The organism is Mesorhizobium sp. M0991 (assembly GCF_040318915.1).
Taxonomy (GTDB): Bacteria; Pseudomonadota; Alphaproteobacteria; order Rhizobiales; family Rhizobiaceae; genus Mesorhizobium.
In genome coordinates this window covers 116,793-142,867 of record NZ_JAMYNE010000012.1, presented here as the reverse complement: position 1 = coordinate 142,867, position 26,075 = coordinate 116,793, and the positions used below count along the sequence as shown (strand labels likewise).

Annotated in this window: 24 protein-coding genes and 1 pseudogene; 18 read left to right on the top strand and 7 right to left on the bottom strand. The window is 63.4% G+C overall.

Annotated elements, in window-relative coordinates; all coding sequences use genetic code 11:
- Positions 1–57: 57 nt before the first annotated feature.
- Together NKH70_RS19060 and NKH70_RS19055 are read right to left on the bottom strand one after the other, a co-directional pair.
- Positions 58–1,107: pseudogene (locus NKH70_RS19060) on the bottom strand (aldo/keto reductase).
- 109 nt (positions 1,108–1,216) lie between these two features.
- Positions 1,217–1,879, bottom strand: coding sequence for a YggS family pyridoxal phosphate-dependent enzyme (locus tag NKH70_RS19055; RefSeq protein WP_352718302.1), 663 nt, complete (start codon positions 1,877–1,879; stop codon positions 1,217–1,219).
- A 144-nt stretch (positions 1,880–2,023) separates the two neighbouring features.
- On the opposite strand from NKH70_RS19055, the gene leuS reads away from it, so the two are divergent.
- On the top strand, positions 2,024–4,648 hold the full coding sequence (gene leuS / locus NKH70_RS19050; protein ID WP_352978941.1) for a leucine--tRNA ligase: 2,625 nt from the start codon (positions 2,024–2,026) through the stop codon (positions 4,646–4,648).
- Complete coding sequence (locus NKH70_RS19045; protein ID WP_352909754.1) at positions 4,635–5,216, top strand: LPS assembly lipoprotein LptE; 582 nt, start codon at positions 4,635–4,637, stop codon at positions 5,214–5,216. Before leuS ends, NKH70_RS19045 begins: the two co-directional genes overlap by 14 nt.
- Positions 5,217–5,373: 157 nt before the next feature.
- On the opposite strand, the gene fsa is transcribed toward NKH70_RS19045, so the two are convergent.
- Positions 5,374–6,027, bottom strand: coding sequence for a fructose-6-phosphate aldolase (gene fsa, locus NKH70_RS19040; RefSeq protein WP_352465621.1), 654 nt, complete (start codon positions 6,025–6,027; stop codon positions 5,374–5,376).
- Positions 6,028–6,117: 90 nt separating this feature from the next.
- Between fsa and NKH70_RS19035 the strand changes: the two genes are divergently transcribed.
- Positions 6,118–8,301: a primosomal protein N' gene (locus tag NKH70_RS19035; protein WP_352909757.1), complete on the top strand. Its 2,184-nt coding sequence runs from the start codon at positions 6,118–6,120 to the stop codon at positions 8,299–8,301.
- 9 nt (positions 8,302–8,310) lie between these two features.
- Here the strand turns inward: NKH70_RS19035 and NKH70_RS19030 are convergent, their stop codons facing one another.
- Positions 8,311–8,766 carry a type II toxin-antitoxin system VapC family toxin gene (locus NKH70_RS19030; protein ID WP_353025812.1) on the bottom strand — a complete coding sequence of 152 codons (456 nt, stop codon included), beginning with the start codon at positions 8,764–8,766 and terminating at the stop codon, positions 8,311–8,313.
- Positions 8,763–9,008 carry a type II toxin-antitoxin system Phd/YefM family antitoxin gene (locus NKH70_RS19025; RefSeq protein ID WP_352909762.1) on the bottom strand — a complete coding sequence of 82 codons (246 nt, stop codon included), beginning with the start codon at positions 9,006–9,008 and terminating at the stop codon, positions 8,763–8,765. Before NKH70_RS19025 ends, NKH70_RS19030 begins: the two co-directional genes overlap by 4 nt.
- Positions 9,009–9,222: 214 nt before the next feature.
- Here NKH70_RS19025 and NKH70_RS19020 point away from each other — a divergent pair, with 214 nt between their 5' ends.
- From NKH70_RS19020 to lepB, 7 genes are all read left to right on the top strand, one after another.
- A complete protein-coding gene (locus NKH70_RS19020; protein ID WP_352569521.1) occupies positions 9,223–9,618 on the top strand; it encodes an AGROH133_08824 family phage infection protein in 396 nt (131 codons plus the stop codon).
- Positions 9,619–9,865: 247 nt separating this feature from the next.
- Positions 9,866–10,426: a F0F1 ATP synthase subunit delta gene (locus tag NKH70_RS19015; RefSeq protein ID WP_352465625.1), complete on the top strand. Its 561-nt coding sequence runs from the start codon at positions 9,866–9,868 to the stop codon at positions 10,424–10,426.
- Entirely contained in the window at positions 10,426–11,955 is a 1,530-nt protein-coding gene (atpA, locus tag NKH70_RS19010) for a F0F1 ATP synthase subunit alpha (protein ID WP_352489181.1), read from the top strand. The genes NKH70_RS19015 and atpA overlap by 1 nt, the downstream gene beginning before the upstream one ends.
- Before the next feature lie 28 nt (positions 11,956–11,983).
- A complete protein-coding gene (locus NKH70_RS19005) occupies positions 11,984–12,868 on the top strand; it encodes a F0F1 ATP synthase subunit gamma (protein WP_352909767.1) in 885 nt (294 codons plus the stop codon).
- A gap of 67 nt (positions 12,869–12,935) precedes the next feature.
- Positions 12,936–14,501, top strand: a complete 1,566-nt coding sequence (gene atpD / locus NKH70_RS19000) for a F0F1 ATP synthase subunit beta (protein ID WP_352718290.1) — start codon at positions 12,936–12,938, stop codon at positions 14,499–14,501.
- 119 nt (positions 14,502–14,620) lie between these two features.
- A complete protein-coding gene (locus NKH70_RS18995) occupies positions 14,621–15,028 on the top strand; it encodes a F0F1 ATP synthase subunit epsilon (RefSeq protein WP_352648928.1) in 408 nt (135 codons plus the stop codon).
- A 323-nt stretch (positions 15,029–15,351) separates the two neighbouring features.
- Positions 15,352–16,095 carry a signal peptidase I gene (lepB, locus tag NKH70_RS18990; protein WP_352721879.1) on the top strand — a complete coding sequence of 248 codons (744 nt, stop codon included), beginning with the start codon at positions 15,352–15,354 and terminating at the stop codon, positions 16,093–16,095.
- 2 nt (positions 16,096–16,097) lie between these two features.
- Here lepB and uxuA read toward each other — a convergent pair whose 3' ends face one another.
- Together uxuA and NKH70_RS18980 are read right to left on the bottom strand one after the other, a co-directional pair.
- Entirely contained in the window at positions 16,098–17,276 is a 1,179-nt protein-coding gene (gene uxuA / locus NKH70_RS18985) for a mannonate dehydratase (protein WP_352721849.1), read from the bottom strand.
- Positions 17,273–18,751 (bottom strand): mannitol dehydrogenase family protein, encoded by a 1,479-nt coding sequence (locus NKH70_RS18980; protein ID WP_352909771.1) that lies wholly within the window; start codon positions 18,749–18,751, stop codon positions 17,273–17,275. Before NKH70_RS18980 ends, uxuA begins: the two co-directional genes overlap by 4 nt.
- Before the next feature lie 176 nt (positions 18,752–18,927).
- Between NKH70_RS18980 and uxaC the strand changes: the two genes are divergently transcribed.
- From uxaC to NKH70_RS18940, 8 genes are all read left to right on the top strand, one after another.
- Positions 18,928–20,337, top strand: a complete 1,410-nt coding sequence (gene uxaC, locus NKH70_RS18975; RefSeq protein ID WP_352721853.1) for a glucuronate isomerase — start codon at positions 18,928–18,930, stop codon at positions 20,335–20,337.
- A 37-nt stretch (positions 20,338–20,374) separates the two neighbouring features.
- Positions 20,375–21,352: a TRAP transporter substrate-binding protein gene (locus NKH70_RS18970; RefSeq protein WP_352909774.1), complete on the top strand. Its 978-nt coding sequence runs from the start codon at positions 20,375–20,377 to the stop codon at positions 21,350–21,352.
- A 103-nt stretch (positions 21,353–21,455) separates the two neighbouring features.
- The gene (locus NKH70_RS18965) at positions 21,456–21,983 is read left to right on the top strand and encodes a TRAP transporter small permease (RefSeq protein WP_023719697.1); all 528 of its coding nucleotides are present in this window, start codon (positions 21,456–21,458) and stop codon (positions 21,981–21,983) included.
- 5 nt (positions 21,984–21,988) lie between these two features.
- Positions 21,989–23,269 (top strand): TRAP transporter large permease, encoded by a 1,281-nt coding sequence (locus tag NKH70_RS18960; protein ID WP_292656436.1) that lies wholly within the window; start codon positions 21,989–21,991, stop codon positions 23,267–23,269.
- A 10-nt stretch (positions 23,270–23,279) separates the two neighbouring features.
- Positions 23,280–24,056 (top strand): FadR/GntR family transcriptional regulator, encoded by a 777-nt coding sequence (locus tag NKH70_RS18955; RefSeq protein ID WP_352909777.1) that lies wholly within the window; start codon positions 23,280–23,282, stop codon positions 24,054–24,056.
- Between the two features lie 28 nt (positions 24,057–24,084).
- Positions 24,085–24,942 (top strand): 5-dehydro-4-deoxy-D-glucuronate isomerase, encoded by an 858-nt coding sequence (gene kduI / locus NKH70_RS18950; RefSeq protein ID WP_352909780.1) that lies wholly within the window; start codon positions 24,085–24,087, stop codon positions 24,940–24,942.
- The gene (gene kduD / locus NKH70_RS18945) at positions 24,939–25,706 is read left to right on the top strand and encodes a 2-dehydro-3-deoxy-D-gluconate 5-dehydrogenase KduD (RefSeq protein ID WP_352909782.1); all 768 of its coding nucleotides are present in this window, start codon (positions 24,939–24,941) and stop codon (positions 25,704–25,706) included. Before kduI ends, kduD begins: the two co-directional genes overlap by 4 nt.
- 24 nt (positions 25,707–25,730) lie before the next feature.
- Complete coding sequence (locus tag NKH70_RS18940) at positions 25,731–26,069, top strand: cupin domain-containing protein (protein ID WP_352721859.1); 339 nt, start codon at positions 25,731–25,733, stop codon at positions 26,067–26,069.
- The last annotated feature ends 6 nt before the right edge of the window (positions 26,070–26,075 follow it).

Here is a 26,075-nt window from a genome sequence, read left to right as displayed (position 1 = left end):
CCCAAAACGATCGGGAGCCTGCCGGCTCCCGAAGCATCAAATCGAAAGTAAGATTAACTACTTTTTCGGCACAAAGGGCGCCGGATGCCGACCGGCCGCATGACGCTCCAGCATCCAGCCGGGGTATTCGGCGGGCAGGGCACTGACTTCGTCGAGCCGAACAAGGTCATCGGCATCGAGCTGCAACTCGGTGGCCGCAAGGTTCTGTTCCAGCTGCTCCATGCGGCTGGCGCCGATGATGACGCTCATCACGAATGGCTTGGCCAGGACATAGCCGAGCGCCACCGTGGCGACGCTGACGCCGTGCTTGGCGGCGATCTCGCGCATGACGGCGACCGCTGCCCAGGCCCGGTCCTCGTTGACCGGCGGGAAATTGAAGCTGGCGCGGCGGCCCTCGCCATTGCCGGGGGCGCCCGGTCCGTATTTGCCGGAGAGCAGGCCGCCAGCCATCGGCGACCAGACCATCAACCCGAGCTTCTCCTCGTTGAGCAGCGGCACGATCTCGCGCTCGAGATCGCGGCCGGCAATCGAGTAATACGACTGGACGGTCTCGAAGCGGGCAAAGCCCTTGCGCTCGGCAATACCCAGCGCCTTGGCAATGCGCCAGGCCTGCCAGTTCGAGACGCCGACATAGCGGACCTTGCCGGCGGCAACCAGGTCGTCGAGCGCCCGCAGTGTCTCGTCGATCGGCGTCACTGTGTCGGTGCCGTGCAGTTGGTAGAGATCGATGTGATCGAGCTATAGCCGCTCGAGGCTGCTCTCGACCGAATCCATGATGTGGCCGCGCGAGGAACCGCGCTGGTTCGGGCCGCCGCCCATGGCGCCATGAACCTTGGTGGCGATGATCACGTCCTGTCGGTTGACGCCAAGGTTCCTGAGCGACTGGCCGAGAAGCCGTTCCGAGGCGCCGAAGGAATAGACATCCGCCGTGTCGAAGAAATTGACGCCGGCGGCGAGCGAGCGGGCGACGATCTCGTCGACGCCCTTCTGGTCGAGGCTGGCGATCAGGCCCCATTGGGCATTCTCGCCAGCGGCGCCGAACGTCATCGTGCCGAGGCAAAGTTCGGAGACGAACATCCCGGTATTTCCAAGTTGATTGTAACGCATGGTGGCTCCAGACGGGTTGAGAATAACTCGACCCATATAGGAACGAAACGTTCCGTTTCTATACGCTGGCTTAGTCAATGTCGGTCTGTGGCCTAAGGCCGGCTGAGCCTCATCTGGCGCCGAAAATCGCCGATCCAACCCTGACACTGGTCGCGCCGAAGGCGATCGCGGTCTCGTAGTCGCCGGACATGCCCATCGAGAGCTTGTCGACGCCGGCCTCGGTGCTGAGCTTCTCCAGCAGCGCGAAATGTGGGCCGGGGTTCTCGTCGGCCGGTGGGATGCACATCAGGCCCTCGACGGAGAGACCATGGACATCGCGGCAGCGGGCGACGAACGCGACGGCCTCGCGCGGCTCTATGCCGGCCTTTTGCGGCTCGGAGCCGGTGTTGACCTGGACATAGAGCCTTGGTGACCGGCCCTGCCTGGCGATTTCCTTGGCGAGTTCGGCGGCGATCTTTTCCCGGTCGACGGTTTCGATGACGTCGAACAGCGCGACCGCTTCCTTTGCCTTGTTCGATTGCAGCGGACCGATCAGATGTAGCTCGATGTCGGGAAACACCGCCCTCAGGGCCGGCCATTTGGCTTGTGCTTCCTGGACGCGGTTTTCGCCGAAGACGCGCTGGCCGGCCTCGATAACCGGGCGGATATCGGTGGCATCGAAGGTCTTCGAGACCGCGACCAGTGCCACAGCTCCGGCGTCGCGTCCGGCCTCGCGCTCGGCGGCAGCGATCCTTGCCTTGATGGTGAAAAGCTGTTCGACGGCGCTCGCCATGCCTATATCCTGCCTGTGTTTGGCTTTTCGCCGGATCGCCGCAGTTGACGGGTCCGGTAATCCATGGTGAACACCGCGACGACATTTTGAGCCGCACGGGCATTGTCCGGCGGCTCGTGCATGCTTTTAAGTGAAAAACACCCGATGGCAACCGAACGATACAATCCGCGCGCGTCAGAGCCCAAATGGCAGAAGGCCTGGGACGCCAAGAAGCTGTTCGAAGCCGACAACGACGACCCGCGCCCGAAATACTACGTGCTGGAGATGTTCCCCTATCCGTCGGGGCGCATCCATATCGGCCATACCCGGAACTATACGATGGGCGACGTGGTGGCACGTTACAAGCGGGCCAAGGGTTTCAACGTGCTGCACCCGATGGGCTGGGACGCCTTTGGCATGCCAGCCGAAAACGCGGCGATGCAGAACAAGGTCCACCCCAAGGACTGGACCTATCAGAACATTGCCGCCATGCGCGAGCAGCTCAAGGTCATGGGCCTGTCGCTCGATTGGGCGCGAGAATTCGCCACCTGCGATGTCGACTATTACCACCGCCAGCAGATGCTGTTCCTCGATTTCGTCGAGAAGGGGCTGGTGACGCGAAAATCCTCCAAGGTCAACTGGGATCCGGAGGACATGACGGTGCTTGCCAACGAGCAGGTCATCGACGGTCGCGGCTGGCGCTCGGGCGCGCTGGTGGAACAGCGCGAGCTGACGCAGTGGTTTTTCAAGATCTCCGACTACGCGCAGGATCTGCTGGATTCGCTCGATCAACTCGACGACTGGCCGGAAAAAGTGAAGCTGATGCAGGCGAACTGGATCGGCCGTTCGGAAGGCCTGCTGATCCGCTGGCCGCTGGCCAAGCCAGTCGCCGGCGAGCATGAGCTCGAAGTCTATACGACCAGGCCCGACACCATCTTCGGCGCCTCCTTCATGGCGATTGCGGCCGACCATCCGCTAGCCAAAAAGGCCGCCGAAGACAATCCGGCGCTGGCAAAGTTCATCGACGAGGTCCGCCATATGGGCACCTCGGTGGCGGCATTGGAGACGGCCGAGAAGAAGGGTTTCGATACCGGCATCCGCGTCATCCATCCGTTCGACGAGAACTGGACGCTGCACGTCTACGTCGCCAATTTCGTGCTGATGGACTACGGCACCGGTGCCATTTTCGGCTGCCCGTCCGGTGACCAGCGCGACCTCGACTTCGCCAACAAATACGGCCTGCCGGTCATTCCGGTGGTGATGCCGGAAGGCGAGAATCAAGGAAGCTTCCAGATCATCGACGAGGCCTATGTCGGCGACGGCGTGATGATCAATTCGCGCTTCCTCGACGGCATGAAGCCGGATCAGGCATTCGACGAGGTGGCGAAGCTGCTCGAACAGAAGACCATCGGCAACCGGCCGATGGCCGAGCGCAAGGTGAATTTCCGCCTGCGCGACTGGGGCATTTCGCGCCAGCGCTATTGGGGCTGCCCGATCCCGATGATCCATTGCGAGGATTGCGGCGTGGTGCCGGTGCCGAAAGCCGACCTGCCGGTCAAGCTGCCGGATGACATCGAGTTCGACCGGCCTGGCAATCCGCTCGATCGCCATCCGACATGGCGGCACGTCAAATGCCCGCGTTGCGGCAAGGATGCGCGGCGCGAAACCGACACGATGGACACATTTGTCGATTCTTCGTGGTATTTCGCGCGCTTCACCGCGCCCTGGGCCAACGATCCGACCGATCCCAAGGCCGCGACTGAATGGCTGCCGGTCGACCAGTATATTGGCGGCATCGAGCACGCGATCCTGCATTTGCTCTATTCGCGCTTTTTCACCCGCGCCATGCGCGAGACCGGCCATGTCGATCTCGCCGAGCCGTTCAGGGGCCTGTTCACGCAAGGCATGGTGGTGCACGAGACCTATCGGGTCGGTGGCGCCTCGAACGGCCGCTGGCTTGCGCCAAGCGAGGTCAGGCTGGAAGACGCCGACTGCAAGCGCCGCGCCTTCGAAATCGCCACCGGCGAAGAGGCGGTGATCGGTCCGCTCGAAAAAATGTCGAAGTCGAAGAAGAATACGGTGAGCCCGGAAGAGATCACCGACGGCTACGGCGCCGATACGGCGCGCTGGTTCATGCTGTCGGACTCGCCGCCCGAGCGCGATGTCGAATGGACCGACGAGGGCGCCGCCGGCGCGCACCGCTTCATCCAGCGCATCTGGCGCCTGGTGTCGACGGCTGCCGAATCGCTCGCCGGAGTTCGGCCAGAGGCGGCGAAGGACGGCGAGGCTGGGACAGTGTCCAAGGCGGCGCACAAGATCCTGAAATCGGTCGGCGAGGATATCGAAAAGCTCGCCTTCAACCGCGCCATCGCGCGCATCTACGAGCTCGCCAATGCCTTGACCGTGCCGCTCAACGAGGCGGCAGAGGGCAAGGCCGGTCCGGCGCTGCAAGCGGCCTGCCGTGAGGCCGTCGAGATCCTGGTGCACCTGATCGCGCCGGTCATGCCGCATCTGTCCGAAGAGTGCTGGCAGACGCTCGGCGGCACCGACCTTGTCGCCGAACGGCCCTGGCCGGACTACGATCCGTCGCTTGTCGTCGACGCCGAGATCGTGCTGCCGGTCCAGGTCAACGGCAAGAAGCGCGGCGATTTGACAATTGCCCGCGACGCGGACCAAGGTGCGGTCGAAAAAGCGGTTCTGGCCCTCGACTTCGTGCAGAAAGCGCTCGAAGGTAAGGCGCCGCGCAAGGTGATCATCGTGCCGCAGAGGATCGTCAATGTTGTTGCCTGATCCGAAAAAAGCGGAGCTGACGCTGCGCCGTGTCGTGCTTTGCGGGCTGCTCGCGTCGGTGGCGCTGGTTTCCGCCTGCACGGTGCGGCCGCTCTATTCAAGCGCGCCGCTGGTCGCCGGCTCGCAGGTCGGCGCTGCTGCCGAACTGGCATCGATCTCGGTCAAGCCGGTCAAGACCCGCTACGCCCAGCAGGTCCGCAACAATTTGATCTTCGCGCTCGGCCAGGGCGCCGGCGAGCCGGCTTCGCCGGTCTATTCGCTTGATCTCGGCGTCTCCGAACTCGTCGAATCGGCGGCAATCGAGCAGGTCACGACCGACGAGGACGAGCCGACCGCCGGCACAGTGACGCTGACCGCGAACTATGTGCTCAGCGATGCCAAGACGGGCACGGTCATAGCGAGGGGCAAGCGCTCGATTCCGTCGTCGTACGACAGGCCGCGCCAGGAATTCGCGTCATACCGGGCGCAGATCGACGCCGAGAACCGTGCGGCGCGCGAACTGGCAGATGTGCTGCGGCTGTCGATCGCCCAGGATCTGATCAAGCACGGCAAAACAGTGGCGGGTTAGAACCTCGGCACGGCGGTCGTCGATAAATCTTTCAGCGGCAAGCCTTCGACATTGGCCGAAACATCTTTCGCTTCGTCATCCCAGGGTCTGCGCTCCGCTTCGCGTTCGCTTCGCCCCGGGAATGACGAAGGCGTTATGGCCGCCGCCGACCTTCGCTTCAGCCGATCGTCTGGCCAGTCTTTGCCCAATCGGCGAGGAACAGCTCCAGGCCCTTGTCGGTCAGCGGGTGCTTGACCAGCGCCTTGAGCGTCGCTGGCGGGGCGGTGATGACATCGGCACCGATCAGCGCCGCCTGCTTGACATGGTTCACAGTACGCACAGAAGCGGTCAGGATCTCGGTCTGGAAATCATAATTGTCGTAGATGGTGCGGATATCGGCAATCAGCTCCATGCCGTCCCAGCCGCTGTCGTCGATGCGGCCGACGAAGGGCGAGATGAAGGAGGCGCCGGCCTTGGCGGCGAGCAGCGCCTGGGTGGCCGAGAAGCACAGCGTGACGTTGACCATGCGGCCGTCCGACCGGATGTCCTTGCAGGCTCTCAGGCCGTCGAGCGTCAGCGGCACCTTGATGCAGACATTGTCGGCGATTCTGGCCAGGATCTTGGCCTCCGCCATCATGTCCTTGTATTCGGTGGCGACGACTTCGGCCGAGACCGGGCCCTTGACGATCTCGCAGATCTCTCTTGTGACGTCGGCGATCTTGCCGCCGGATTTCAGGATAAGCGACGGATTGGTGGTTACGCCATCGAGCAGCCCCAAATCGTTCAGCTCGCGGATTTCCTTGACATCGGCGGTGTCGACAAAAAATTTCATGGCGGTCTCCTGAAGATTTTTCATGTGCACGTCATGCACATTTGGGGTCGGACTTTGATCTAGACCAAAGTCGGGGCAAGGTCACGCCTCATGATCGAAGATTCGCCCTTTGTCGCGGCCGCACCGGTGCTGGTGCCGATGCCCGCCGAGCGCCCCTACACCTATGCCGTGCCGGCTGGCATGCGCGTGGTGCCGGGCTCGATCGTGCGCGTTCCGCTTGGGCCCCGCCAGGTCGCCGGCATCGTCTGGGACGGCGCCGTCGAAAAGGTCGACGCGAAGAAATTGCGACCGATCGAGCAGGTTTTCGACTGCCCGCCGATCGACCGCGCGATGCGGCGTTTTGTCGATTGGGTGGCGCAATACACGCTGTCGCCGCCCGGCATGGTGGCGCGCATGCTGCTCAGGGCACCGGAGGCGTTCGACCCGGAACCGTGGATCGAAGGGCTGCAGCGCACCTTCGCCAAGCCCGACCGGATGACGGAGGCGAGGACGCGCGTGCTGGAAACGGCCGAAGGCGGCCTTGCCTGGACGCGGTCCGGCCTGGCGCATGCGGCAGGCGTGTCGTCGACGGTGGTGGACGGGCTGCGGGCGCAGGGCGTATTCGAGACGGTGATGATCCCGCCGCGGCCGGTGGTCGCAGCACCCGATCCCGGCTACGCCGTGCCGGCACTGATGCCCGACCAGAGCGATGCCGCCGAGACGCTGCGCGTCAATGTCGCGGCCGGCACATTCGGTGTCACCCTGCTCGACGGTGTGACCGGATCCGGCAAGACGGAGGTCTATTTCGAGGCGGTCGCGGCCGCGCTCGACCGTGGCACGCAGGTGTTGATCCTGCTGCCGGAAATTGCGCTGACCCACGCCTTCCTCGAACGTTTCCAGGAGCGGTTCGGCGCTAAGCCGGCGGAGTGGCACTCGGACCTGCCGCCAAGGATGCGCGAAAAGGTTTGGCGGCAAGTAACGGAAGGCGGCGTGCGGGTCGTCGCCGGCGCACGTTCGGCGCTGTTCCTGCCGTTCAGGGAACTTGGACTGATCATCGTCGACGAAGAGCACGATCCCGCCTACAAGCAGGAGGATCGCGTCTTTTACAACGCCCGCGACATGGCCGTGGTGCGCGGCCATATCGGCGGCTTTCCGGTCGTGCTCGCCTCTGCGACGCCGTCAGTCGAAAGCCGGGTCAATGCCAGCCAGGGCCGCTACAGCAGGGCGGTGCTTTCGGGGCGCTTTGCCGAGGCGGCACTTCCCGATCTCAAGACGGTCGACATGCGCCGCGCGGCGCCGGCACGCGGCGGCTTCCTGTCGCCTGTACTGCTCGGCCATATGCGGCAGACGCTGGAAAGAAAGGAACAGTCACTGCTGTTCCTCAACCGGCGCGGCTATGCGCCGCTGACGCTCTGCCGGGTCTGCGGCCACCGCTTTGGCTGTCCGGTCTGCTCGGCCTGGCTGGTCGAGCACCGCTTTCGCGGCCAGCTCGTCTGCCACCACTGCGGGCACAATGAACGCCGGCCAGAGGCCTGCCCCGAATGCGGCACGCTCGACCATCTGGTCGCCTGCGGGCCGGGCGTCGAGCGCATCGCCGAGGAGGTCGTCGCGCAGTTCCCCGATGCCCGCACCATCGTACTGTCGTCCGACCTGATGGGCGGCGTGCGGCGGCTGCGGCTCGAGCTCGAAGCCATCGCCAATGGCGAGGCCGACATCGTCATCGGCACGCAACTCGTCGCCAAGGGCCATAATTTCCCCAACATGACGCTGGTCGGTGTGGTCGATGCCGATCTCGGCCTTGCCAATGGCGATCCGCGCGCCGCCGAGCGCACGTTCCAACTGCTCAGCCAGGTGACCGGCCGCGCCGGCCGCACCGGCAAGAAGAGCCTCGGCCTGCTGCAGACCTTCCAGCCGGACCATCCGGTGATGCGCGCGATCGTCTCCGGCGATGCCGAGGCCTTCTACGAGCGCGAGATCGTCGAGCGCGAGCGGGCGGGGCTACCGCCCTTCGGCAGGCTCGCCGGCGTCATCGTCAGCGCGGCGACACGGGCCGAAGCCGAAGGGCACGCCCGTGGCCTGCGTCGCGCCGCGCCGCAAGCCACCGACCTGTTCGTGCTCGGCCCGGCCGAGGCGCCGCTGTCATTGATCGGCGGCCGCCATCGCTTTCGCCTGCTGATCCAAGGCGAACGGCGCGCCGACATGCAAGGGTTCATTCGCACCATGCTGGCCGAGGGGCCGAAGATAAGGGGTTCGGTGCGGGTCCAGGTCGATATCGACCCGCAAAGCTTTTTGTAAGGTGTCGAATTACCCTTTCGAGACGCGTTCGGTGAATGGGTTCAGGTAAGGCACGTCGAGAATCGCAAAATGCCGGGTGTTGGCCGTCAAAACTGACAGGCCGTGCAAACGGGCAGTAGCTGCGATCAGAACGTCCGCCAGCCCCGGATTGGCGCCTCTGGCGATAGTGGCGTCTTCCAGTTTTCCGGCTTCTCGCGCGATTGCTAAATCGATGGGAAGGATGCGCTGGTTGAACTCTAGAAGCAACCTTTCGAACCACTCATTGATGCGCTCTGCCTTCATATGCCCGCCCGCCCGCTTCAGTTTCGCGATTCCTCGTTCCAACTCCAAGATGACGATCGATGAGAGCTGCCAAGAGCCGCGTTCTCCTTGTTCGGCAACCCAGTTCTGCACGTGTGACGGAAGCAGAGGCCGACCAGGTGCAAATGCCGAGAGAAAAGACTTATCAAGCAGATAGCCGGTCAAAACTCCACTTCCCGCGACGGCGTTTCGTTTCGCTCAAGCTCGATGCCGCCTGGATACTGAAGCAGGAAATCCACGAAGTCTTTTTGGCTGTTCTGCGGATAAAGTTTCCGTCCCTCACCGATTGGCACCACCATGACCGCGGGCTTGCCGTGCTTGGTGATAACCGTGGGCTCACCGTTCTCAGCAGCCTCCACGAGCGCGGAAAGGCTGGCCTTTGCCTCTCGTAGTTGCATCGTCTTCATGCGCGGAACCTCTTGTGGTCTCATGTAGTCACAATATAGGAATTGTGCAGAAAAAAACAGCCCGTTGTGTAACGTCCTGTTAGCCCGGTCGAGACAACGGTCGCGCTCGCGTTGGGCTGACGCGCCCTGCAAATTGCCGGCGGCCCATCTGGCGCATGTCAGTTGCTTCGCTAGAATGCCCGAAATTTTGAATATGCATTTAAGAGGGGACAAGATGGAATTTGCGTTTCCGTGGCCGATGAGCCAGGGCGAGTGGCTGGCATGGTCGAGCGCCGTGGTGACCCTGCTGTTCGGCCTGCTGCTGTTCCTGGCGCCAGGACTGGCGTTCCGGATCCTGCGGCTGCAGGTCAGACCGGAGAAGGCAGCGGCGATCGCCGAGGGGCGCGGCCGGATGTCGGGCTTCTATCTCGGCGTCAGCTTGTGCTGCATCCTCCTGGCGCAGCCGCTGCTCTACATGGCGCTCGGCTTCTCCTGGCTTTTCACCGCCTTCGGCCGGCTGCTGTCAATGATGTCGGACGGCGCCAACACGCCGTTCAACTGGGCTTCCATTGTCGTCGAGCTGGTGCTGGCAGCGCTGCCGCTTGCCTTCGCCTTCGGCTTTTTGCCCTGAATCAGGGATCAATCCGGGGTTGGTTGCTGAACTCGGCCAGCGGATGCGACAATAGTGCCTGAAAACCATGCCGGACGACGCATTGCGGTCTGAAAATGCCTGTGCTAGACGGCAATCGACTTTCGACCGGGGATAGCGGAAGCCCCGCCTCCGTGCTTGGAAAAATGCAGTAAGGTCAAAGATTTAGCCAGAGTTTTTGCTCGCGCCAACAATCTGCGGCCTGTCAGACAAAGAGAAAAGACGGTCCGTGGCCCAATCGTCATCGCCAATCTCAGGTGTCGCAGAACGCTATGCGGGTTCGCTGTTCGAACTCGCGCTGCAGACCAATTCGGTCGCCAGCGTCGAGGCCGACCTCAACAGGTTCGAAACGATGCTCGAAGGCAGCGCTGACCTTTCGCGGCTGATCAGGAGCCCTGTCTTCTCCAGCGAGGACCAGGCCAAGGCGATCGCCGCGATCGCCGACAAAGCGGGGATAACCGGCCTCACCGGCAATTTCCTGCGCGTCGTTGCCCAGAATCGCCGGCTGTTTGCCGTGCCCGGCATGATCAAGGCGTTCCGCCAGATCGCCGCCGAACACCGTGGCGAGACTGCCGCCGAGGTCACCTCGGCGCATGCGCTGACGCCTGCCCAGGAAACCGAGCTGAAAGCAGCGCTGAAAAGCGTCGCCGGCAAGGACGTTGCGATCACGGTCACCGTCGATCCGTCGCTGCTCGGCGGACTGGTGGTCAAGATCGGCTCGCGCCAGATCGATACGTCGCTCAAAACCAAACTCAATTCGCTCAAGCTTGCACTGAAAGAGGTCGGCTGATGGACATCCGCGCCGCGGAAATTTCCGCAATTCTGAAAGACCAGATCAAGAATTTCGGCAAGGAGGCCGAGGTCTCCGAAGTCGGCCAGGTGCTGTCCGTCGGTGACGGTATCGCCCGCGTCTACGGCCTCGACAATGTCCAGGCCGGCGAGATGGTCGAGTTCCCCGGCGGCATCCGCGGCATGGCGCTCAACCTCGAAGCCGACAATGTCGGCGTCGTCATCTTCGGCGCCGACCGCGACATCAAGGAAGGCGACACCGTCAAGCGCACCGGCGCCATCGTCGATGCGCCCGTCGGCATGGGCTTGCTCGGCCGCGTCGTCGACGCGCTCGGCAACCCGATCGACGGCAAGGGCCCGATCCAGGCCACCGAACGCAAGCGCGTCGACGTCAAGGCGCCCGGCATCATTCCGCGCAAATCGGTGAACGAGCCGATGTCGACCGGCCTCAAGGCCATCGACGCGCTGATCCCGGTCGGCCGCGGTCAGCGCGAGCTGGTCATCGGCGACCGCCAGACCGGCAAGACCGCGATCATCCTCGACACCATGCTCAACCAGAAATCGGTGCACGACAACGGCCCTGAGAAGGAAAAGCTGTACTGCGTCTATGTCGCCGTCGGCCAGAAGCGCTCGACGGTGGCGCAGTTCGTCAAGGTCCTGGAAGAGCGCGGCGCGCTCGACTATTCGATCATCATCGCCGCGACCGCCTCCGATCCGGCGCCAATGCAGTTCCTGGCGCCGTTCACCGCCTGCACCATGGGCGAATATTTCCGCGACAACGGCATGCACGCGCTGATCAGCTACGACGATCTATCGAAGCAGGCCGTCGCTTACCGCCAGATGTCGCTGCTGCTGCGCCGCCCGCCGGGCCGCGAAGCCTATCCCGGCGACGTTTTCTACCTGCACTCGCGCCTGCTCGAGCGCGCCGCCAAGCTCAATGACGAAAACGGCGGCGGGTCTCTGACGGCCCTGCCGATCATTGAGACGCAGGCCAACGACGTTTCGGCCTACATCCCGACCAACGTCATCTCGATCACCGACGGCCAGATCTTCCTGGAAACCAATCTGTTCTTCCAGGGCGTCCGTCCGGCGGTCAATGTCGGCCTGTCGGTGTCGCGCGTCGGCTCCTCGGCGCAGATCAAGGCGATGAAGCAGGTTGCCGGGTCGATCAAGGGCGAGCTCGCGCAGTACCGCGAAATGGCTGCTTTCGCGCAGTTCGGCTCCGATCTCGATGCCGCCACGCAACGCCTGCTCAACCGCGGCTCGCGCCTGACCGAGCTGTTGAAGCAGCCGCAATTCTCGCCGCTCAAGGTCGAGGAGCAGGTCGCGGTGATCTTCGCCGGCGTCAACGGCTATCTCGACAAGCTGGCGATCAACCAGGTCGGCAAGTTCGAGCATGGTCTGTTGTCGCATATGCGCTCGGCCGGCAAGGACGTGCTCGACGGCATCCGCAAGGAGAAGGCGCTGTCCGACGATCTGCGCGCCAGGCTAAAGGCAGAGATTGACGCCTTCGCCAAGACCTTTGCTTGAGCAGGACGGACGGGATCAGGTTTGAAGCATGCCTTCGTTAAAAGACCTTCGTAACCGTATCGCCTCGGTCAAGGCGACGCAGAAGATCACCAAGGCGATGCAGATGGTCGCCGCGGCGAAGCTGCGTCGCGCGCAGGAAGCGGCGGAAGCGGCGCGTCCCTATTCGGAGCGCATGGGCGCGGTGCTGGCCAACATCACCCAGGCGATCGGTGGCGGCGGCGACGCCCCGGCGCTGATGACCGGCACCGGCAAAGACGACGTGCATCTGCTTGTCGTCTGCACGGCCGAACGCGGCTTGTGCGGCGGCTTCAATTCGCAGATCGCCCGTTTTGCCCGCGACCACATCCGCAAGCTTCTGGCCGACGGCAAGCAGGTCAAGATCATCTGCGTCGGCAAGAAGGGATTCGACATATTGCGCCGCGACTACGGGGCGCTGATCATCGAGCGTGTCGACCTGCGCGAGGTCAAGACGCTGGGCTTCGTCAATGCCGACGCCATCGCCAAGAAGTTGATCCACCTGTTCAACGAAGGCGGCTTCGACATCTGCACGCTGTTCTATTCGCAGTTCAAGTCGGTGATCAGCCAGATCCCGACGGCGCAGCAAATTGTCCCGGCGGGCGCGCCTTCGGCTGCCGCAGAAGTGAAGGACGGCGGCAGCGCCGTCTACGAATACGAGCCGGAGCCGGGCGAAATCCTCTCCGATCTCATCCCGCGCAACATTTCCGTGCAGGTTTTTCGCGCGCTGCTCGAGAATGCTGCCGGCGAGATGGGTGCCAAGATGAGCGCCATGGACAATGCGACGCGCAACGCCGGCGACATGATCAACAAATTGTCGATCACCTACAACCGCCAGCGGCAGGCGCAGATCACCAAGGAATTGATCGAAATCATTTCGGGCGCCGAGGCGCTCTAGGCACGCTCACAAGGAGGTCATCGACCTCAAGCGTGTGAGAAACAAAGAGACGAAAAGGGTAAAGACGATGGCGAAAGCAGCGACCCCCAAGACGGCAGCCCCTAAGGCCGCGGCACCAGCGAAGGCTCCGGCGGCAGCAAAGGCCGCTCCGGCCAAGAAGGCGGCAGCAACCAAGGCCGCCGCTGTGAATACGCCGGCCGTTACCATCAAGAAAACCGGCCTGGCAGGCAAGGTTCGCCAGGTCATCGGCGCCGTTGTCGACGTCCAGTTCGGCGAACATCTGCCGGCGATCCTGAACGCGCTTGAGACGATCAATGTCGGCAATCGCCTGGTGCTCGAGGTTGCCCAGCATCTGGGTGAGAACACCGTGCGCTGCATCGCCATGGACTCGACCGAAGGTCTGGTCCGCGGCCAGGATGTCTATGATACCGGTGCACCGATTACCGTGCCGGTCGGTCCGGGCATGCTCGGCCGCATCATCAACGTCATCGGCGAGCCGGTCGACGAGGCAGGCCCGGTCAACGGCATCGAAATGCGCTCGATCCACCAGCCGGCGCCGACCTATGTCGAGCAGTCGACGGAAGCGCAGATCCTGGTCACCGGCATCAAGGTGCTCGACCTGCTGGCCCCCTATGCCCGTGGCGGCAAGATCGGCCTGTTCGGCGGCGCCGGCGTCGGCAAGACGGTGCTGATCCAGGAACTGATCAACAACGTCGCCAAGGCGCATGGCGGCTTCTCGGTGTTCGCCGGCGTCGGCGAGCGCACCCGCGAAGGCAACGACCTCTATCACGAGTTCATCGAGTCCGGCGTCAACAAGAAGGGCGGCGGCGAAGGCTCCAAGGCGGCGCTCGTCTATGGCCAGATGAACGAGCCGCCGGGCGCCCGCGCCCGCGTCGGCCTGACCGGCCTGACGGTTGCCGAATACTTCCGCGACCAGGGCCAGGACGTGCTGTTCTTCGTCGATAACATCTTCCGCTTCACGCAGGCGGGCTCGGAAGTGTCGGCGCTGCTCGGCCGCATTCCTTCGGCCGTGGGCTACCAGCCGACGCTGGCCACCGACATGGGCGCCCTGCAGGAGCGTATCACCACGACGACCAAGGGCTCGATCACCTCGGTGCAGGCGATCTATGTGCCAGCCGACGACCTGACCGACCCGGCACCGGCGACCTCGTTCGCCCACCTCGACGCGACGACCGTGCTCAACCGCGCGATTTCGGAGAAGGGCATCTATCCGGCGGTCGATCCGCTCGATTCGACTTCGCGCATGCTCGACCCGATGGTCGTCGGCGAAGAGCACTATCAGGTCGCCCGCCAGGTGCAGTCGATCCTTCAGCGCTACAAGTCGCTGCAGGATATCATCGCCATCCTGGGCATGGACGAGCTGTCGGAAGAGGACAAGCAGACGGTTGCCCGCGCCCGCAAGATCGAGCGCTTCCTGTCGCAGCCCTTCTTCGTCGCCGAAGTGTTCACCGGCGCACCGGGCAAGCTGGTCGACCTCGCCGACACCATCAAGGGCTTCAAGGGCCTTTGCAACGGCGACTACGACCATCTGCCGGAAGCCGCCTTCTACATGGTCGGCGGCATCGAGGAAGCGGTCGAGAAGGCGCAGCGCCTGGCCGCCGAAGCGGCCTGATGGTGAATGGTCAATAGTGAATTTGTGAATGGGGAGTAGCGGATAGGAAATCGGGGCTGAGTGAAGGTCATTCTTTCTGACCATTCACCATTCACCATTCACCAGTCGCTAAACTGATCATGCCTGAAGCTTTCAAATTCGAACTGGTCTCGCCGGAGCGCCTCTTGGTTTCCGAGCAGGTCGAATCCGTCGTCATTCCGGGCGCCGAGGGCGAAATGACTGTCATGGCGCATCACGCGCCGGTCATGACCACAATCAAGCCGGGCGTCGTTACGCTGAAGACCGCGCAAGGCAAGGAAGAGCGCTATGTGGTGTTCGGCGGCTTTGCCGACATCGTTCCGGCCGGTTGCACGCTGCTGGCGGAATCGGCTGTGGCCGTCGGCGACATCGATCGCGCCGACCTTGCCCGCCGCATCCAGGAGGCGAGGGAAGACGCCGCCGACGCCAAGGACGACCAGACCCGCAGCAAGGCCGAGCAGTTCCTTAGCCAACTCACCACGCTAGAAGGCGCCATCCTGCCGGCTTGAGGTTCGCTCAAATGACTGACTGAAAAAGCGGGCTTGCCCCGCTTTTTTGTTTGGTGGACAGTCTGGCTGCCTTGGCGTGGGGGTGGCCGATGACAGAACAAGCAGTGCAACAAGAAACTATCTCGCGATCCAGATGGTCGACGGCCCTGGTGTCGGCCTTTGGCGGCCCGTTTGGCGGGTTCCTCTGGATCGGCAGCGGCAAACTGGCGGTTGCCAGCCTGCTAGTGATCGGCGCCGTCGTTTTCGCGCTTGTCTATATCGGATTTCCGGTGTTACCCGGCGTCGATCTTGCCTGGCTGGCCGATCTTTCAAGTATCGGCTTGATGATCCTGTGGGCAGCGCTTGTCGTGCCGTTCGCGCGCCGATTTAAGCCGGACAGATGGTATGCGCACGGGCTTTGGGTGCTGGTGCTCGTCTTTCTGACCACGTATCCGGCCGCATTTGCCACGCGCGCGTTCCTATTCCAGCCGTTTTCGATTCCCTCCGGCAGCATGGTGCCGACGTTGCAGGAGGGCGACTATCTCTTCGTTTCCAAATCCGCATACGGTTACAGTCGCTACAGCGTGCCCTTCAACGTTCTTTCATTTGACGGGCGGCTGTTCGGCGCGGAACCCAAAAGGGGAGATGTGGTTGTCTTCAAGTTCCCGCCCGATCCGAGCGTGGACTACATCCAGCGGATCGTCGGCTTTCCGGGCGAAAGGATCCAGATCATCGACGGGGTGCTTCACATCAACGATGTCGCGGTGGGACTCGACGATATCGGCACTTTTTCGTCCGAAGAGTTCTCGAAAGCCAAACTTCAACGCGAAACTCTGCCGGGGGGCGTCACCCATTCCGTCCTCGACCTTACCGACAACTCGATTGGTGACAATACGCGCGTGTTTGAGGTGCCCGAAGGCCACTACTTCGTGCTTGGTGACAATCGCGACAATGCCTCCGACAGCCGGTTCAGTGTCGGGTTTGTTCCCTATGAAAATCTGGTCGGCAAGGCTGTGCGGTTGTTCTGGAATTCCAAGGGCACCGATTATTCATCTCGACAGACGCTGAACGGCCAGGCGAGCAGATAGCCTCAGCTCGTCAGCATTTCTACTGCGCGCATGACGCCGCGCAGTTCGGCGAGGCCCTTCAGGCGGCCGATGCAGGAATAGCCGGGGTTCACCTTCTTGCCGATGTCGTCGACAATGGCATGGCCATGGTCCGGACGCATCGGAATCTGCCAGTCCGCCCTGCCTGCCGCCTTGCGCCGCCGCTCTTCGCCAATCAGCGCCGACACGACCGCCACCATGTCGGTGTCGCCGTCGAGGTGCTCGGCTTCGTGGAAGGAGCCGTCCGGCTCCTTGGTGACATTGCGCAGATGGGCGAAATGGATGTTCTCGGCGAAAGCCTTCGCCATTGCCGGCAGATCGTTCTGCGCGCCCGCGCCATAGGAGCCGGTGCACAGCGTCAACCCGTTAGCCGGCGAAGCGATAGCGTCGAGCAGCGCGCGGGCATCATTGGCGCTGGAAACGATGCGCGGCAGGCCGAACAACGAAAAGGGCGGATCGTCGGGGTGGATCGCTATCCTGACGCCGGCCTCTTCGGCCACCGGCACGATCTCGCGCAGGAAGGCAAACAGGTTTTCGCGCAGGCCTTCGGTGGAGACGTCCTTGTAGAGGTCGAGGGCGCGGCGGAAGCTTGCCCGGTCGAAGATGAATTCGCGCGCCGGCACCCAGCCGATCAGGTTGCGCTCCAGCCTTGCCTTGTCACTTTCGCTCATCCCTTGCAGCCGCGCCCGCGCGGCCTCGACGCGGGCCGGCGGGTGATCGGCCTCCGCCCCTTCTCGCTCGAGGATGAAGACGTCATAGGCGCAGAGCTCGACGACATCGAAGCGCAGCGCCGTGCCGCCATGCGGCATCGGATAATCGAGGTCGGTTCGCGTCCAGTCGGTGATCGCCATGAAATTATAGCAGACGGTGTTGATGCCGGCGGCGGCGACGGCGCGGATCGAGGCCTTGTAATTGTCGATCAGGGTCCGCCAGTCGCCGCTGCGGGTCTTGATGTCCTCATGGACGACGATGCTCTCGACCACGTCCCAGGTCAGGCCTGCTGCCTCGATCTCGGCTTTGCGCCTGGCGATCTCGTCCGCCGGCCAGGCGCGGCCGTCATTGAGGTGATGCAGCGCGCTGACGATGCCAACGGCGCCGGCCTGATGGACATGGGCGAGCGTCACCGGATCGTCGGGCCCGAACCAGCGCCAGGTCTGTCTCATGGCTTCTCACTCCCTATGCCAAGCGCCGCGAAGGCGGCGGCAGGCCCGCCCCGCCGCAGGCGCTCGAGATGGGCTGCCGTCAGATCGATCAGTGTCATGCGATGTGAATGGTCCTTGGCGAAGCCGGCGAGATCGAACATCGCCGTCACCGTTTCGACAGCCGGCCGGCTGCCGAGCTCCGTAAGCCGAGTGTCGATCGGGTCGGTGAAATGGGCTTCCGGCAAGGTTTTGCCGCGCGCTTCGCAAGCGGCGATCCAGGCGGCCACTACCGCCATGAGATGGGCGGGCGGGTCACCGGCACCCAGCCGCTCGAGGGCCGAGGCGACGATGCGCTGCGGTAGCTTCTGGCTGCCGTCATTGGCGATCTGCGCCGTGCGATGGGCGAGCGCGGTGTTCGAGTAGCGTTCGGCGAGCTGGGCCGTGTAGCCGGCCGTATCGAGCCCGGCGTCCTGCGGCAGCGTCGGGATGGCCTCGGCCCATAGCCCGTCGACGAATTGCCGGATCGCCGGATCGGCGAAGGCGCGGTCGACCGTGTCGTAGCCGCTGAGCAGGCCTAGATAGGCGATTGCGGAATGCGAGCCGTTGAGCAGCCGCAGCTTCATGTCCTCGAAGGGCCCGACGTCGCCGACCATGGTGACGCCGAACTTTTCCCAGGCCGGCCTGCCAGCCGGGAAATCGTCTTCGACCACCCATTGGCAGAACGGCTCGGTCATCACCGGCCAGGCATCCTCGACGCCGAGCTCGACGGCGATACGCGCCCGGTCGGCATCGGTGGTCGCCGGTACGATTCGGTCGACCATGCTCGACGGAAAGGCGACGCCGTCGGCGATGTGCCCCGCGAGGCTCGGATCGCGCAGTGCTGCGAATTCGACCAGCAGGCGGTGCAGGGTGGCGCCATTGGCCGGAAGGTTGTCGCAGCAGAGCACGGTGAAAGGCTGGATGCCGGCGGCACGGCGGCGCGACAGCGCTTCGGTCAGGAAACCATGCGCCGTCCGTGGCATTTGTGGGTTAGCCAAATCATGGGCGATGTCCGGATGGGTGCTGTCCAGACCGCCGCCGGCTGCTCTCAGATAAGCCTTTTCGGTGATCGTGAGCGTGACGATGCGGGTGCGCTGATCGGTCAGGGCGGCGAGCACGGCAGCCGGATCTTCCGGCGCCACCAGCAGCGTCAGGATCGAACCGACGACGCGCAGCTCTTCGCCCATGCTGCTCCTGATCGCCAGCGTGTAGAGGCCATCCTGCGGCGCTAGTGCGTCGCGCGTGTCTGGACTGCGCAAGGACACGCCGACAATGCCCCAGTCCGCCTCTCCCGCCGCCAGGCAGTCATCGACATAGGCCGCCTGGTGGGCGCGATGGAACGCGCCGACGCCGAGATGGACGATGCCCGGTGCGATGCCGCTGCGGGCATAACGCGGAACCGCGACCGAAGCCGGCAGTGCCTTCAGCGTGCTGTTGGAAAGGCGTCTATTGGTCATTGCGCCACGCGTGTCTGACGAGATTGTTGGGTCGCTGCTGGCAGGCGGCGTAACACCCGATGCCGTCATGCACAATGGGCAATGACCGACGAAAAGTCATCATACAACAACCCAGTTTTTGTATGTTGACATTATTTCTTTCCAACCCTACCGATGTCCGGATTGGGAGGATTTACGTGGCCGCATTGACGGATCCGGATTTGCTGTTTCCCGCCGAGGCGCGCCCGCTTTCGCTGGCCCGCGATCTCTATGCCGCGGTCAAGGACCTGCCGATCGTCAGCCCGCACGGCCACACCGACCCGCGCTGGTATGCGCTCAACGAGGCGTTTCCGGATCCGGCGCAATTGCTGATCGTGCCGGACCACTACATTTTCCGCATGCTGTTCAGCCAGGGCGTTCGCCTTGAGGAGCTTGGCGTACCGACGCTTGATAGCTCGCCGGTGGAGACCGACGGCAGGACGATCTGGCGGCGCTTCGCCGAGCATTATTACCTGTTCCGCGGCACGCCGACCAGGCTGTGGTTCGACCATATTCTTGCCCATCTGTTCGGCATCGAAGAGCCGCTGACGGCCGCAACCGCCGACCGTCATTACGACACGATCTCGACCTTGCTGCAGTGGGAGAATTTTCGCCCCCGAGCGCTGTTCGAGCGCTTCAACATTGAGGTCATCGCGACGACCGAAGGTGCGCTCGACGATCTCAGATGGCACCAGATGATCCGCGACAGCGGCTGGGAGGGCCGCGTCGTCACCGCCTATCGGCCGGACGCGGTCGTCGATCCCGATTTCGAAGGGTTCTCGGCCAATCTCGACCGGCTTGGCGAGATAACCGGGTGCGATACCGGCAATTGGACCGGCTATCTCGAGGCGCACCGTCAGCGGCGCGCCTTCTTCAAGAGCTTTGGTGCGACTTCCTCCGATCACGGCCATCCGACGGCCGAAACCGCCAATCTCTCGGATGCCGCCGCCGAGGAGTTGTTCAACCGCATCCGCCGTGGCTCGGACGACGAGCGGGAGCGAAAACTGTTTCGCGCCCAGATGCTGACCGAGATGGCCAAGATGAGCCGCGACGACGGGCTGGTCCTGCAGATCCATCCCGGCTCCTGGCGCAATCATTCGCCGGCTATCTTTCAAAAGTTCGGCAGGGACAAAGGCTTCGATATTCCGACGCGGACCGATTATGTGACGGCGCTGAAGCCACTGCTCGACTGTGTCGGGCTGGAGCGCGACCTCACCATCATCCTCTTCACCCTCGACGAGACCAGCTATGCGCGCGAGCTAGCGCCGCTCGCCGGCGTCTACCCGGCATTGAAGCTCGGGCCGGCCTGGTGGTTCCACGACAGCCCCGAAGGGATGCGCCGGTTCCGTGAGATGACCACCGAAACGGCCGGTTTCTACAACACCGTCGGTTTCAACGACGACACCCGCGCCTTTCCATCCATACCGGCCCGCCATGATGTGGCGCGCCGGGTCGATTGCGCATATCTGGCGCGTCTCGTCGCCGAGCATCGACTCGGCGAAGACGAGGCGCACGAGCTGGCGCAGGAACTTGCCTATACGCTCGCGAAAAAGGCGTACCGGCTCTAACGGCGCTTGCCGCCATCGTTCAAACGGGAGGAAACCAATGCTGCATTTTTCAAGACTGGCGGGAGCTACGCTACTTGCCGCCGCACTGCTGGCCGGAACGGCAAGCGCCCAGACGGTTCTGCGCTCGTCCGACACACACCCGGACGGCTATCCGACGGTCGAGGCGGTCAAATATTTCGGCGAGCTCGTGAAAGAGCGCACGGCCGGCCGCTATGTGGTCGAGATCTATCCTTCCGCGCAACTCGGCGAGGAAAAGGACACGATCGAGCAGGTGCGCACCGGCGTGATCGATCTCAACCGCGTCTCGATGGCGCCGTTCAACGGGCTCATCCCGGAGACCACCGTGCCCTCGCTGCCCTACATCTTCCGTTCTGAAGAGCATATGCACAAGGTCATGGACGGGGCGATCGGCGACCAGATCGCGGCGGCGTTCGACCAGGTCGGGCTGGTGCTGCTCGCCTTTTACGACGGCGGCTCGCGCTCCTTCTACAATTCGAAGAAGCCGATCAACACCGTCGCCGATATGGCCGGGATGAAGTTCCGCGTCATCCAGTCCGACATCTTCGTCGACATGGTGGCGGCACTCGGCGCCAACGCGACGCCGATGCCGTATGGCGAGGTGTATTCGGCGATCGAGACCGGGGTCATCGACGGCGCGGAGAACAATTTTCCGAGCTACGACACCGCCAAGCACGCGGAAGTCGCCAAGTACTATTCGCTCGACGAGCACACGATGGTGCCGGAAGCCTTCGTCATGGCGAAGTCGAGCTGGGACAAGCTGACGCCGGAAGACCAGGCGATCTTCAAGGCGGCCGCCAAGGAAAGCGTCGCCAAGCAGCGCGAGCTGTGGACCGCCAAGGTCAAGGAATCGCGCGCCAAGGTCGAGGCGGCCGGTTCGCAGATCACGACGCCGGACAAGCAGCCCTTCATCGACGCGATGGGGCCAGTCTACGACAAGCACGTCAAGGACGACAAGCTGAAGGCCATGGTCGAAGCCATCAAGGCCGTGCAGTGATCAAGCGGCGGCGCGGACATTCCGCGCCGCCATCCTCCTGGGGAGAAAACCGGTGACTTCCAGCCCAAAACCAACACCGCTCCTGTCCGGCGTCGCGCAAGTGATGTCGCGCGTCAGCACGGCGGCACTGTCGATCGCCGGCATCGGGCTGGTGCTGATGACCGCCTTCGTCGCCTGGCAGGTGTTCGGCCGCTATGTTCTGAACCGCTCGCCGAGCTGGACCGAGCCGGGCTCGGTGATGCTGATGAGCTGGTTCATTTTCCTCGGCGCGGCCGTCGGTGTGCGCGAGAACTACCATCTTGGCTTCGACGTCCTGCTCTACGTGCTGCCGAAAGGCGGCAAGCGCTGGCTGCGGATGATTTCGGACCTCGTCGCGCTCGCCTTCGGCATCGGCATGATCTGGTATGGCAGCCAGCTGGTCGCATTGACGTGGGGCTCCGTCTTGCCGTCACTCGGCATATCGGGGGGCTGGGATTACGTCCCGCTTGTCGCCGGAGGCGCGCTCATCGTGCTCTTCACGCTGGAGCGCATCGTGCTTCGCCTCTCCGGCGCGCCGATCGACGATGCCCTCGATGAATTGCCGCCGGCCGAAGTAGCAGCCGAACTCGACACTGCCAACGTGAAGGTCTGACGCCCATGGAACTGTGGATTCTCTTCGGCGTCTTCACCCTGCTGATGCTTATCGGCACGCCGATCGCTTTCTGCCTCGGCGTCGCAAGCCTTGCCACCGTCCTCTATATGGGCCTGCCTCCGCTCATCGTATTCCAGCGCCTGAATTCCGGCATGAGCGTCTTTTCGCTGCTGGCCATTCCGTTTTTCATCTATGCCGGCGACTTGATGGTGCGCGGCGGCATCGCCAGCAAGATCGTTGCCTTCGCCGGCTCGCTCGTCGGCCATTTGCGCGGCGGCCTCGGCCAGGTCAACATCGCGACCGCTACACTGTTCGGCGGCATCTCCGGCTCAGCCGTTGCGGAGGCGGCGGCGGTAGGCGGCCTGATGATCCCGCAGATGAAGGCGCGTGGATATGGAGCGGACTACGCCGTCAACGTCACGTCGATGGCGGCACTGATCGCACTGCTGCTGCCGCCGTCGCACAACATGATCATCTACTCGATCTCGGCAGGCGGAAAGATCTCCATCGCCGATCTGTTCACGGCCGGTATCATCCCGGGCCTGCTACTGGCCCTGTCGCTGATGGTCACCGCCTATATCGTGGCGCGCTCCCGCGGCTATCCGACCGAGGCGTTTCCGGGCTTCACCGCCGTCGCGCATCTTTTCGCCGTTGCGGTGCCCGGCCTGCTGCTGATCGCGATCATCTTCGGCGGCGTGCGATCGGGCGTCTTCACCGCCACCGAGAGTTCCTGTATCGCCGTCATCTATGCGTTGCTCGTGACCGTCTTCGTTTACCGGCAGATGACCTGGGAAGGGTTCGTTCATGCCACCCATGGCGCCGTGCGCACCACGGCCATGGTGCTGCTCATCATCGGCATGGCGGCGGCGTTCTCGTGGCTGATGGCCTTCCTGAAAGTGCCGGCAGCGCTCATCGCCTCCATGAACGCGATCTCGGACGATCCGCTGGTCGTGCTTCTCCTGCTCAACCTCTTGATGCTGTTCCTCGGCACGTTCATGGACATGGGGCCGACGATCATCATTTGCACGCCGATCTTCCTGCCCGTGGCGCAGGCCTACGGCGTCGACCCGGTGCATTTCGGTGTCATCATGATCCTCAATTTCGGCATCGGGCTGAACACGCCGCCGGTGGGCGCAGTGCAGTTCGTGGCGTGTGCAGTGGGCAAGATATCCGTCTGGGAATCGATGCGCTCGATCTGGCCGTTCTATGCGGCAGGTCTCGTTGTGCTTGCGCTCGTCACTTACATTCCGGCCATTTCGCTATGGCTGCCGAGCGTCTTCAAATAGGGGGTGCGACATGGCCTCGGACACCGCAGTCGACCTCCGTGTCGAACGAAGACCGAAGCTTTCGGAAGTCGTCGTCGCGGCGATCCGCAAACAGCTGCAGGCGGGCGAGATCCAGCCGGGGCAAAAGCTGCCGACCGAGGGTCAGTTGACCGAGACCTTCGGGGTTAGCCGCACCGTAATACGCGAGGCGCTGGCCAAGCTTGCCGCGGACGGCCTGGTCGAACCGCGCCAAGGCGCGGGCGTCTTCGTCACCGAGCATATCTCGACAGCGTTCGGTGCGCTGGCAGCAGAGATGGGCAGCAAGGATTCGATCGCCCTCAACGTGCTCGAAGTCAGGTTGGCGATCGAGATCGAATCCGCCGGGCTCGCTGCCATCCGCCGCAACGCCGCGCAGGAAGCGGCGATCCAGGAAGCCTTCTTCGAATTCGAACGGCTGCTCCTCAACAGCGAGCCGACAGGACCGGCCGACCTTGCCTTCCACCGCGCAATCGCCAGCGCCACCAACAATCCATTCTATGTCGAGATGCTCGACGTGCTCGGCCGCCGCGCCATCCCTTGCGATGTGACCTCGCCCTGGTCGACCGAGATCGCCCAATCGGACGCCTATCAGCGCGGCCTGCAGCGTGAGCATCTGGTGATCCTCAATGCCATCTCGGCAGGCGATGCCGAGGCGGCCCGGGAGGCGATGCGCGCGCATCTCGGTGCCAGCCAGCAGCGCTATCGCGAGCGCCTGCACGCGCGCCAGGTTTTTTATGCCGACTCGGTCAAGGCCGCGGCAACTGAATAAGCAATTGAGGCAGCCCCATGGGACAGCAATGAATCACACTGACAATCATACGGATTTCACCTCCCGGTTCGCCGTCGATCCTGTTTCTGCCGCAGCTATGGGAACGGACGAACTGCGTCACAATTTCCTGATCGAGGACTTGTTCCAGCCCGGCCGCATCAGCCTGACCTACACCCATTACGACCGCATGATCGTCGGCGGCGCCATGCCCGCCGGCACACCGCTGCCGCTGCAGGCGATCAAGCCGACCGGGACCAAGAATTTTCTCGACCGCCGTGAGATGATCATCGTCAACATCGGCGGCGCGGGCATCGTGACAGCCGGCGGTCAATCCTACGAGCTGCAGGCGCGCGACATGCTCTATTTCGGCATGGGCACGGATGAGGTATCGTTCGCTGCGACCGATCCGGATGAGCCGGCTAAATTCTACCTGCTCAGCGCGCCGGCGCATCAGAGCCATCCCAACCGGCTGATCCGCATCGGCGATGCCAAGCGGCTCGATCTCGGCAGCCACGCAACCTCCAACGAGCGCTCGATCTTCCAGTTCATCCATGCCGACGGCGTAAAGACTTGTCAGCTTGTCGTCGGCATGACCCAGCTTGCCTCCGGTTCGGTCTGGAACACCATGCCATGCCATGTGCATGACCGGCGCATGGAGGCCTATCTCTATTTTGACCTGCCGGAGGCGGCGCGGGTGTTTCACTTCATGGGCGAACCGGACGAAACGCGCCATCTCGTCATGCGCAACGAGGAGGCGGTGCTGTCGCCGGGATGGTCGATCCATTCGGGCGCCGGCACCTCGAACTACGCCTTCATCTGGGCGATGGCCGGCGACAATGTCGATTATACCGACGTCGACCTAGTAACGATGGAGGAGCTCAAGTGAGCGACCTCTCGGCCTTCAGCCTTGCTGGCAAGCGTATCCTCGTCACCGGCGCCAATACCGGCATCGGCCAGGGCATCGCCGTGTCGATCGCGCGCGCCGGCGGCGCGGTCGTCGGCGTCGGCCGCTCGGCGATGGACGAGACGGCGGAGAAGATTGCGGCGGCCGGCGGCCGCTTCGAGGCGGTCCGCTGCGATCTTGGCGATGATGCAGCCGCCCAAGCGATGCTTGACCGCGTCTGGGACGATACGGGGCCGCTCGACGGCCTGGTCAACAATGCCGGCATCATCCGGCGTGCCGATGCGGTCGACCTCACCGAAGCCGACTGGGACGACGTCATCGACGTCAATCTCAAGACGGTATTCTTCCTCAGCCAGAGTTTTGCCAGGCGCGTGCTTGCCGATCCGGAACGGCGCGGCAAGATCGTCAACATCGCCTCGGTACTGAGTTTCCAGGGCGGCATCCGCGTTGCCTCCTACACCGCCTCCAAACATGGCGTGCTCGGCATCACCCGGCTGCTTGCCTGCGAGTGGGCGGCAAAGGGCATCAACGTCAACGGTATTGCGCCCGGTTATATCGAGACCAACAACACCGAGGCGCTGCGCGCCGATCCCGACCGCAGCGCTTCGATCCTGGCGCGTATTCCGGCCGGACGCTGGGGTGCGCCGGAAGACATCGGCGACGCAGCCGTATTCCTGCTGGCGCCGGCGTCGAACTACATGCATGGCGCGGTGGTGCCGGTGGATGGCGGCTGGCTGGCGCGATAAGCAGCAAATGATAAGAGTTTGGCGATGACCGGAACCAAAATCTTCTCGCATGCCGGCGAGGGTGCGTGGACGCCGACGCCGGATGGCAACCGCAGACGCGTGCTCCTGCACACGGATGAACTTATGATGGTCGAGTTCGGTTTCGACAAGGGCGGCGTCGGCGCGCTGCACTCACACCCGCACGTCCAGGCGAGCTACGTCGCCGAAGGTCGCTTCGAGGTCACCATCGACGGCAGGACCGAGGTCCTGGAGACCGGCAGCAGCTTCATCGTTCCTTCCAACCTTGTCCATGGGGTCAAGGCGCTGGAGGCGGGACGACTGGTCGACAGCTTTACGCCGTACCGCGCGGATTTCCTCGACTGAGCTGCG

Coding starts and splice junctions, on each gene's coding strand:
- NKH70_RS19055 (WP_352718302.1), bottom strand. CDS start 1,879: ATGGCGAGCGCCGTCGAACAGCTTTTCACCATCAAGGCAAGGATCGCT.
- leuS (WP_352978941.1), top strand. CDS start 2,024: ATGGCAACCGAACGATACAATCCGCGCGCGTCAGAGCCCAAATGGCAG.
- NKH70_RS19045 (WP_352909754.1), top strand. CDS start 4,635: ATGTTGTTGCCTGATCCGAAAAAAGCGGAGCTGACGCTGCGCCGTGTC.
- fsa (WP_352465621.1), bottom strand. CDS start 6,027: ATGAAATTTTTTGTCGACACCGCCGATGTCAAGGAAATCCGCGAGCTG.
- NKH70_RS19035 (WP_352909757.1), top strand. CDS start 6,118: ATGATCGAAGATTCGCCCTTTGTCGCGGCCGCACCGGTGCTGGTGCCG.
- NKH70_RS19025 (WP_352909762.1), bottom strand. CDS start 9,008: ATGAAGACGATGCAACTACGAGAGGCAAAGGCCAGCCTTTCCGCGCTC.
- NKH70_RS19020 (WP_352569521.1), top strand. CDS start 9,223: ATGGAATTTGCGTTTCCGTGGCCGATGAGCCAGGGCGAGTGGCTGGCA.
- atpA (WP_352489181.1), top strand. CDS start 10,426: ATGGACATCCGCGCCGCGGAAATTTCCGCAATTCTGAAAGACCAGATC.
- NKH70_RS19005 (WP_352909767.1), top strand. CDS start 11,984: ATGCCTTCGTTAAAAGACCTTCGTAACCGTATCGCCTCGGTCAAGGCG.
- atpD (WP_352718290.1), top strand. CDS start 12,936: ATGGCGAAAGCAGCGACCCCCAAGACGGCAGCCCCTAAGGCCGCGGCA.
- NKH70_RS18995 (WP_352648928.1), top strand. CDS start 14,621: ATGCCTGAAGCTTTCAAATTCGAACTGGTCTCGCCGGAGCGCCTCTTG.
- lepB (WP_352721879.1), top strand. CDS start 15,352: ATGATCCTGTGGGCAGCGCTTGTCGTGCCGTTCGCGCGCCGATTTAAG.
- uxuA (WP_352721849.1), bottom strand. CDS start 17,276: ATGAGACAGACCTGGCGCTGGTTCGGGCCCGACGATCCGGTGACGCTC.
- NKH70_RS18980 (WP_352909771.1), bottom strand. CDS start 18,751: ATGACCAATAGACGCCTTTCCAACAGCACGCTGAAGGCACTGCCGGCT.
- NKH70_RS18970 (WP_352909774.1), top strand. CDS start 20,375: ATGCTGCATTTTTCAAGACTGGCGGGAGCTACGCTACTTGCCGCCGCA.
- NKH70_RS18965 (WP_023719697.1), top strand. CDS start 21,456: ATGTCGCGCGTCAGCACGGCGGCACTGTCGATCGCCGGCATCGGGCTG.
- NKH70_RS18960 (WP_292656436.1), top strand. CDS start 21,989: ATGGAACTGTGGATTCTCTTCGGCGTCTTCACCCTGCTGATGCTTATC.
- NKH70_RS18955 (WP_352909777.1), top strand. CDS start 23,280: ATGGCCTCGGACACCGCAGTCGACCTCCGTGTCGAACGAAGACCGAAG.
- kduI (WP_352909780.1), top strand. CDS start 24,085: ATGAATCACACTGACAATCATACGGATTTCACCTCCCGGTTCGCCGTC.
- NKH70_RS18940 (WP_352721859.1), top strand. CDS start 25,731: ATGACCGGAACCAAAATCTTCTCGCATGCCGGCGAGGGTGCGTGGACG.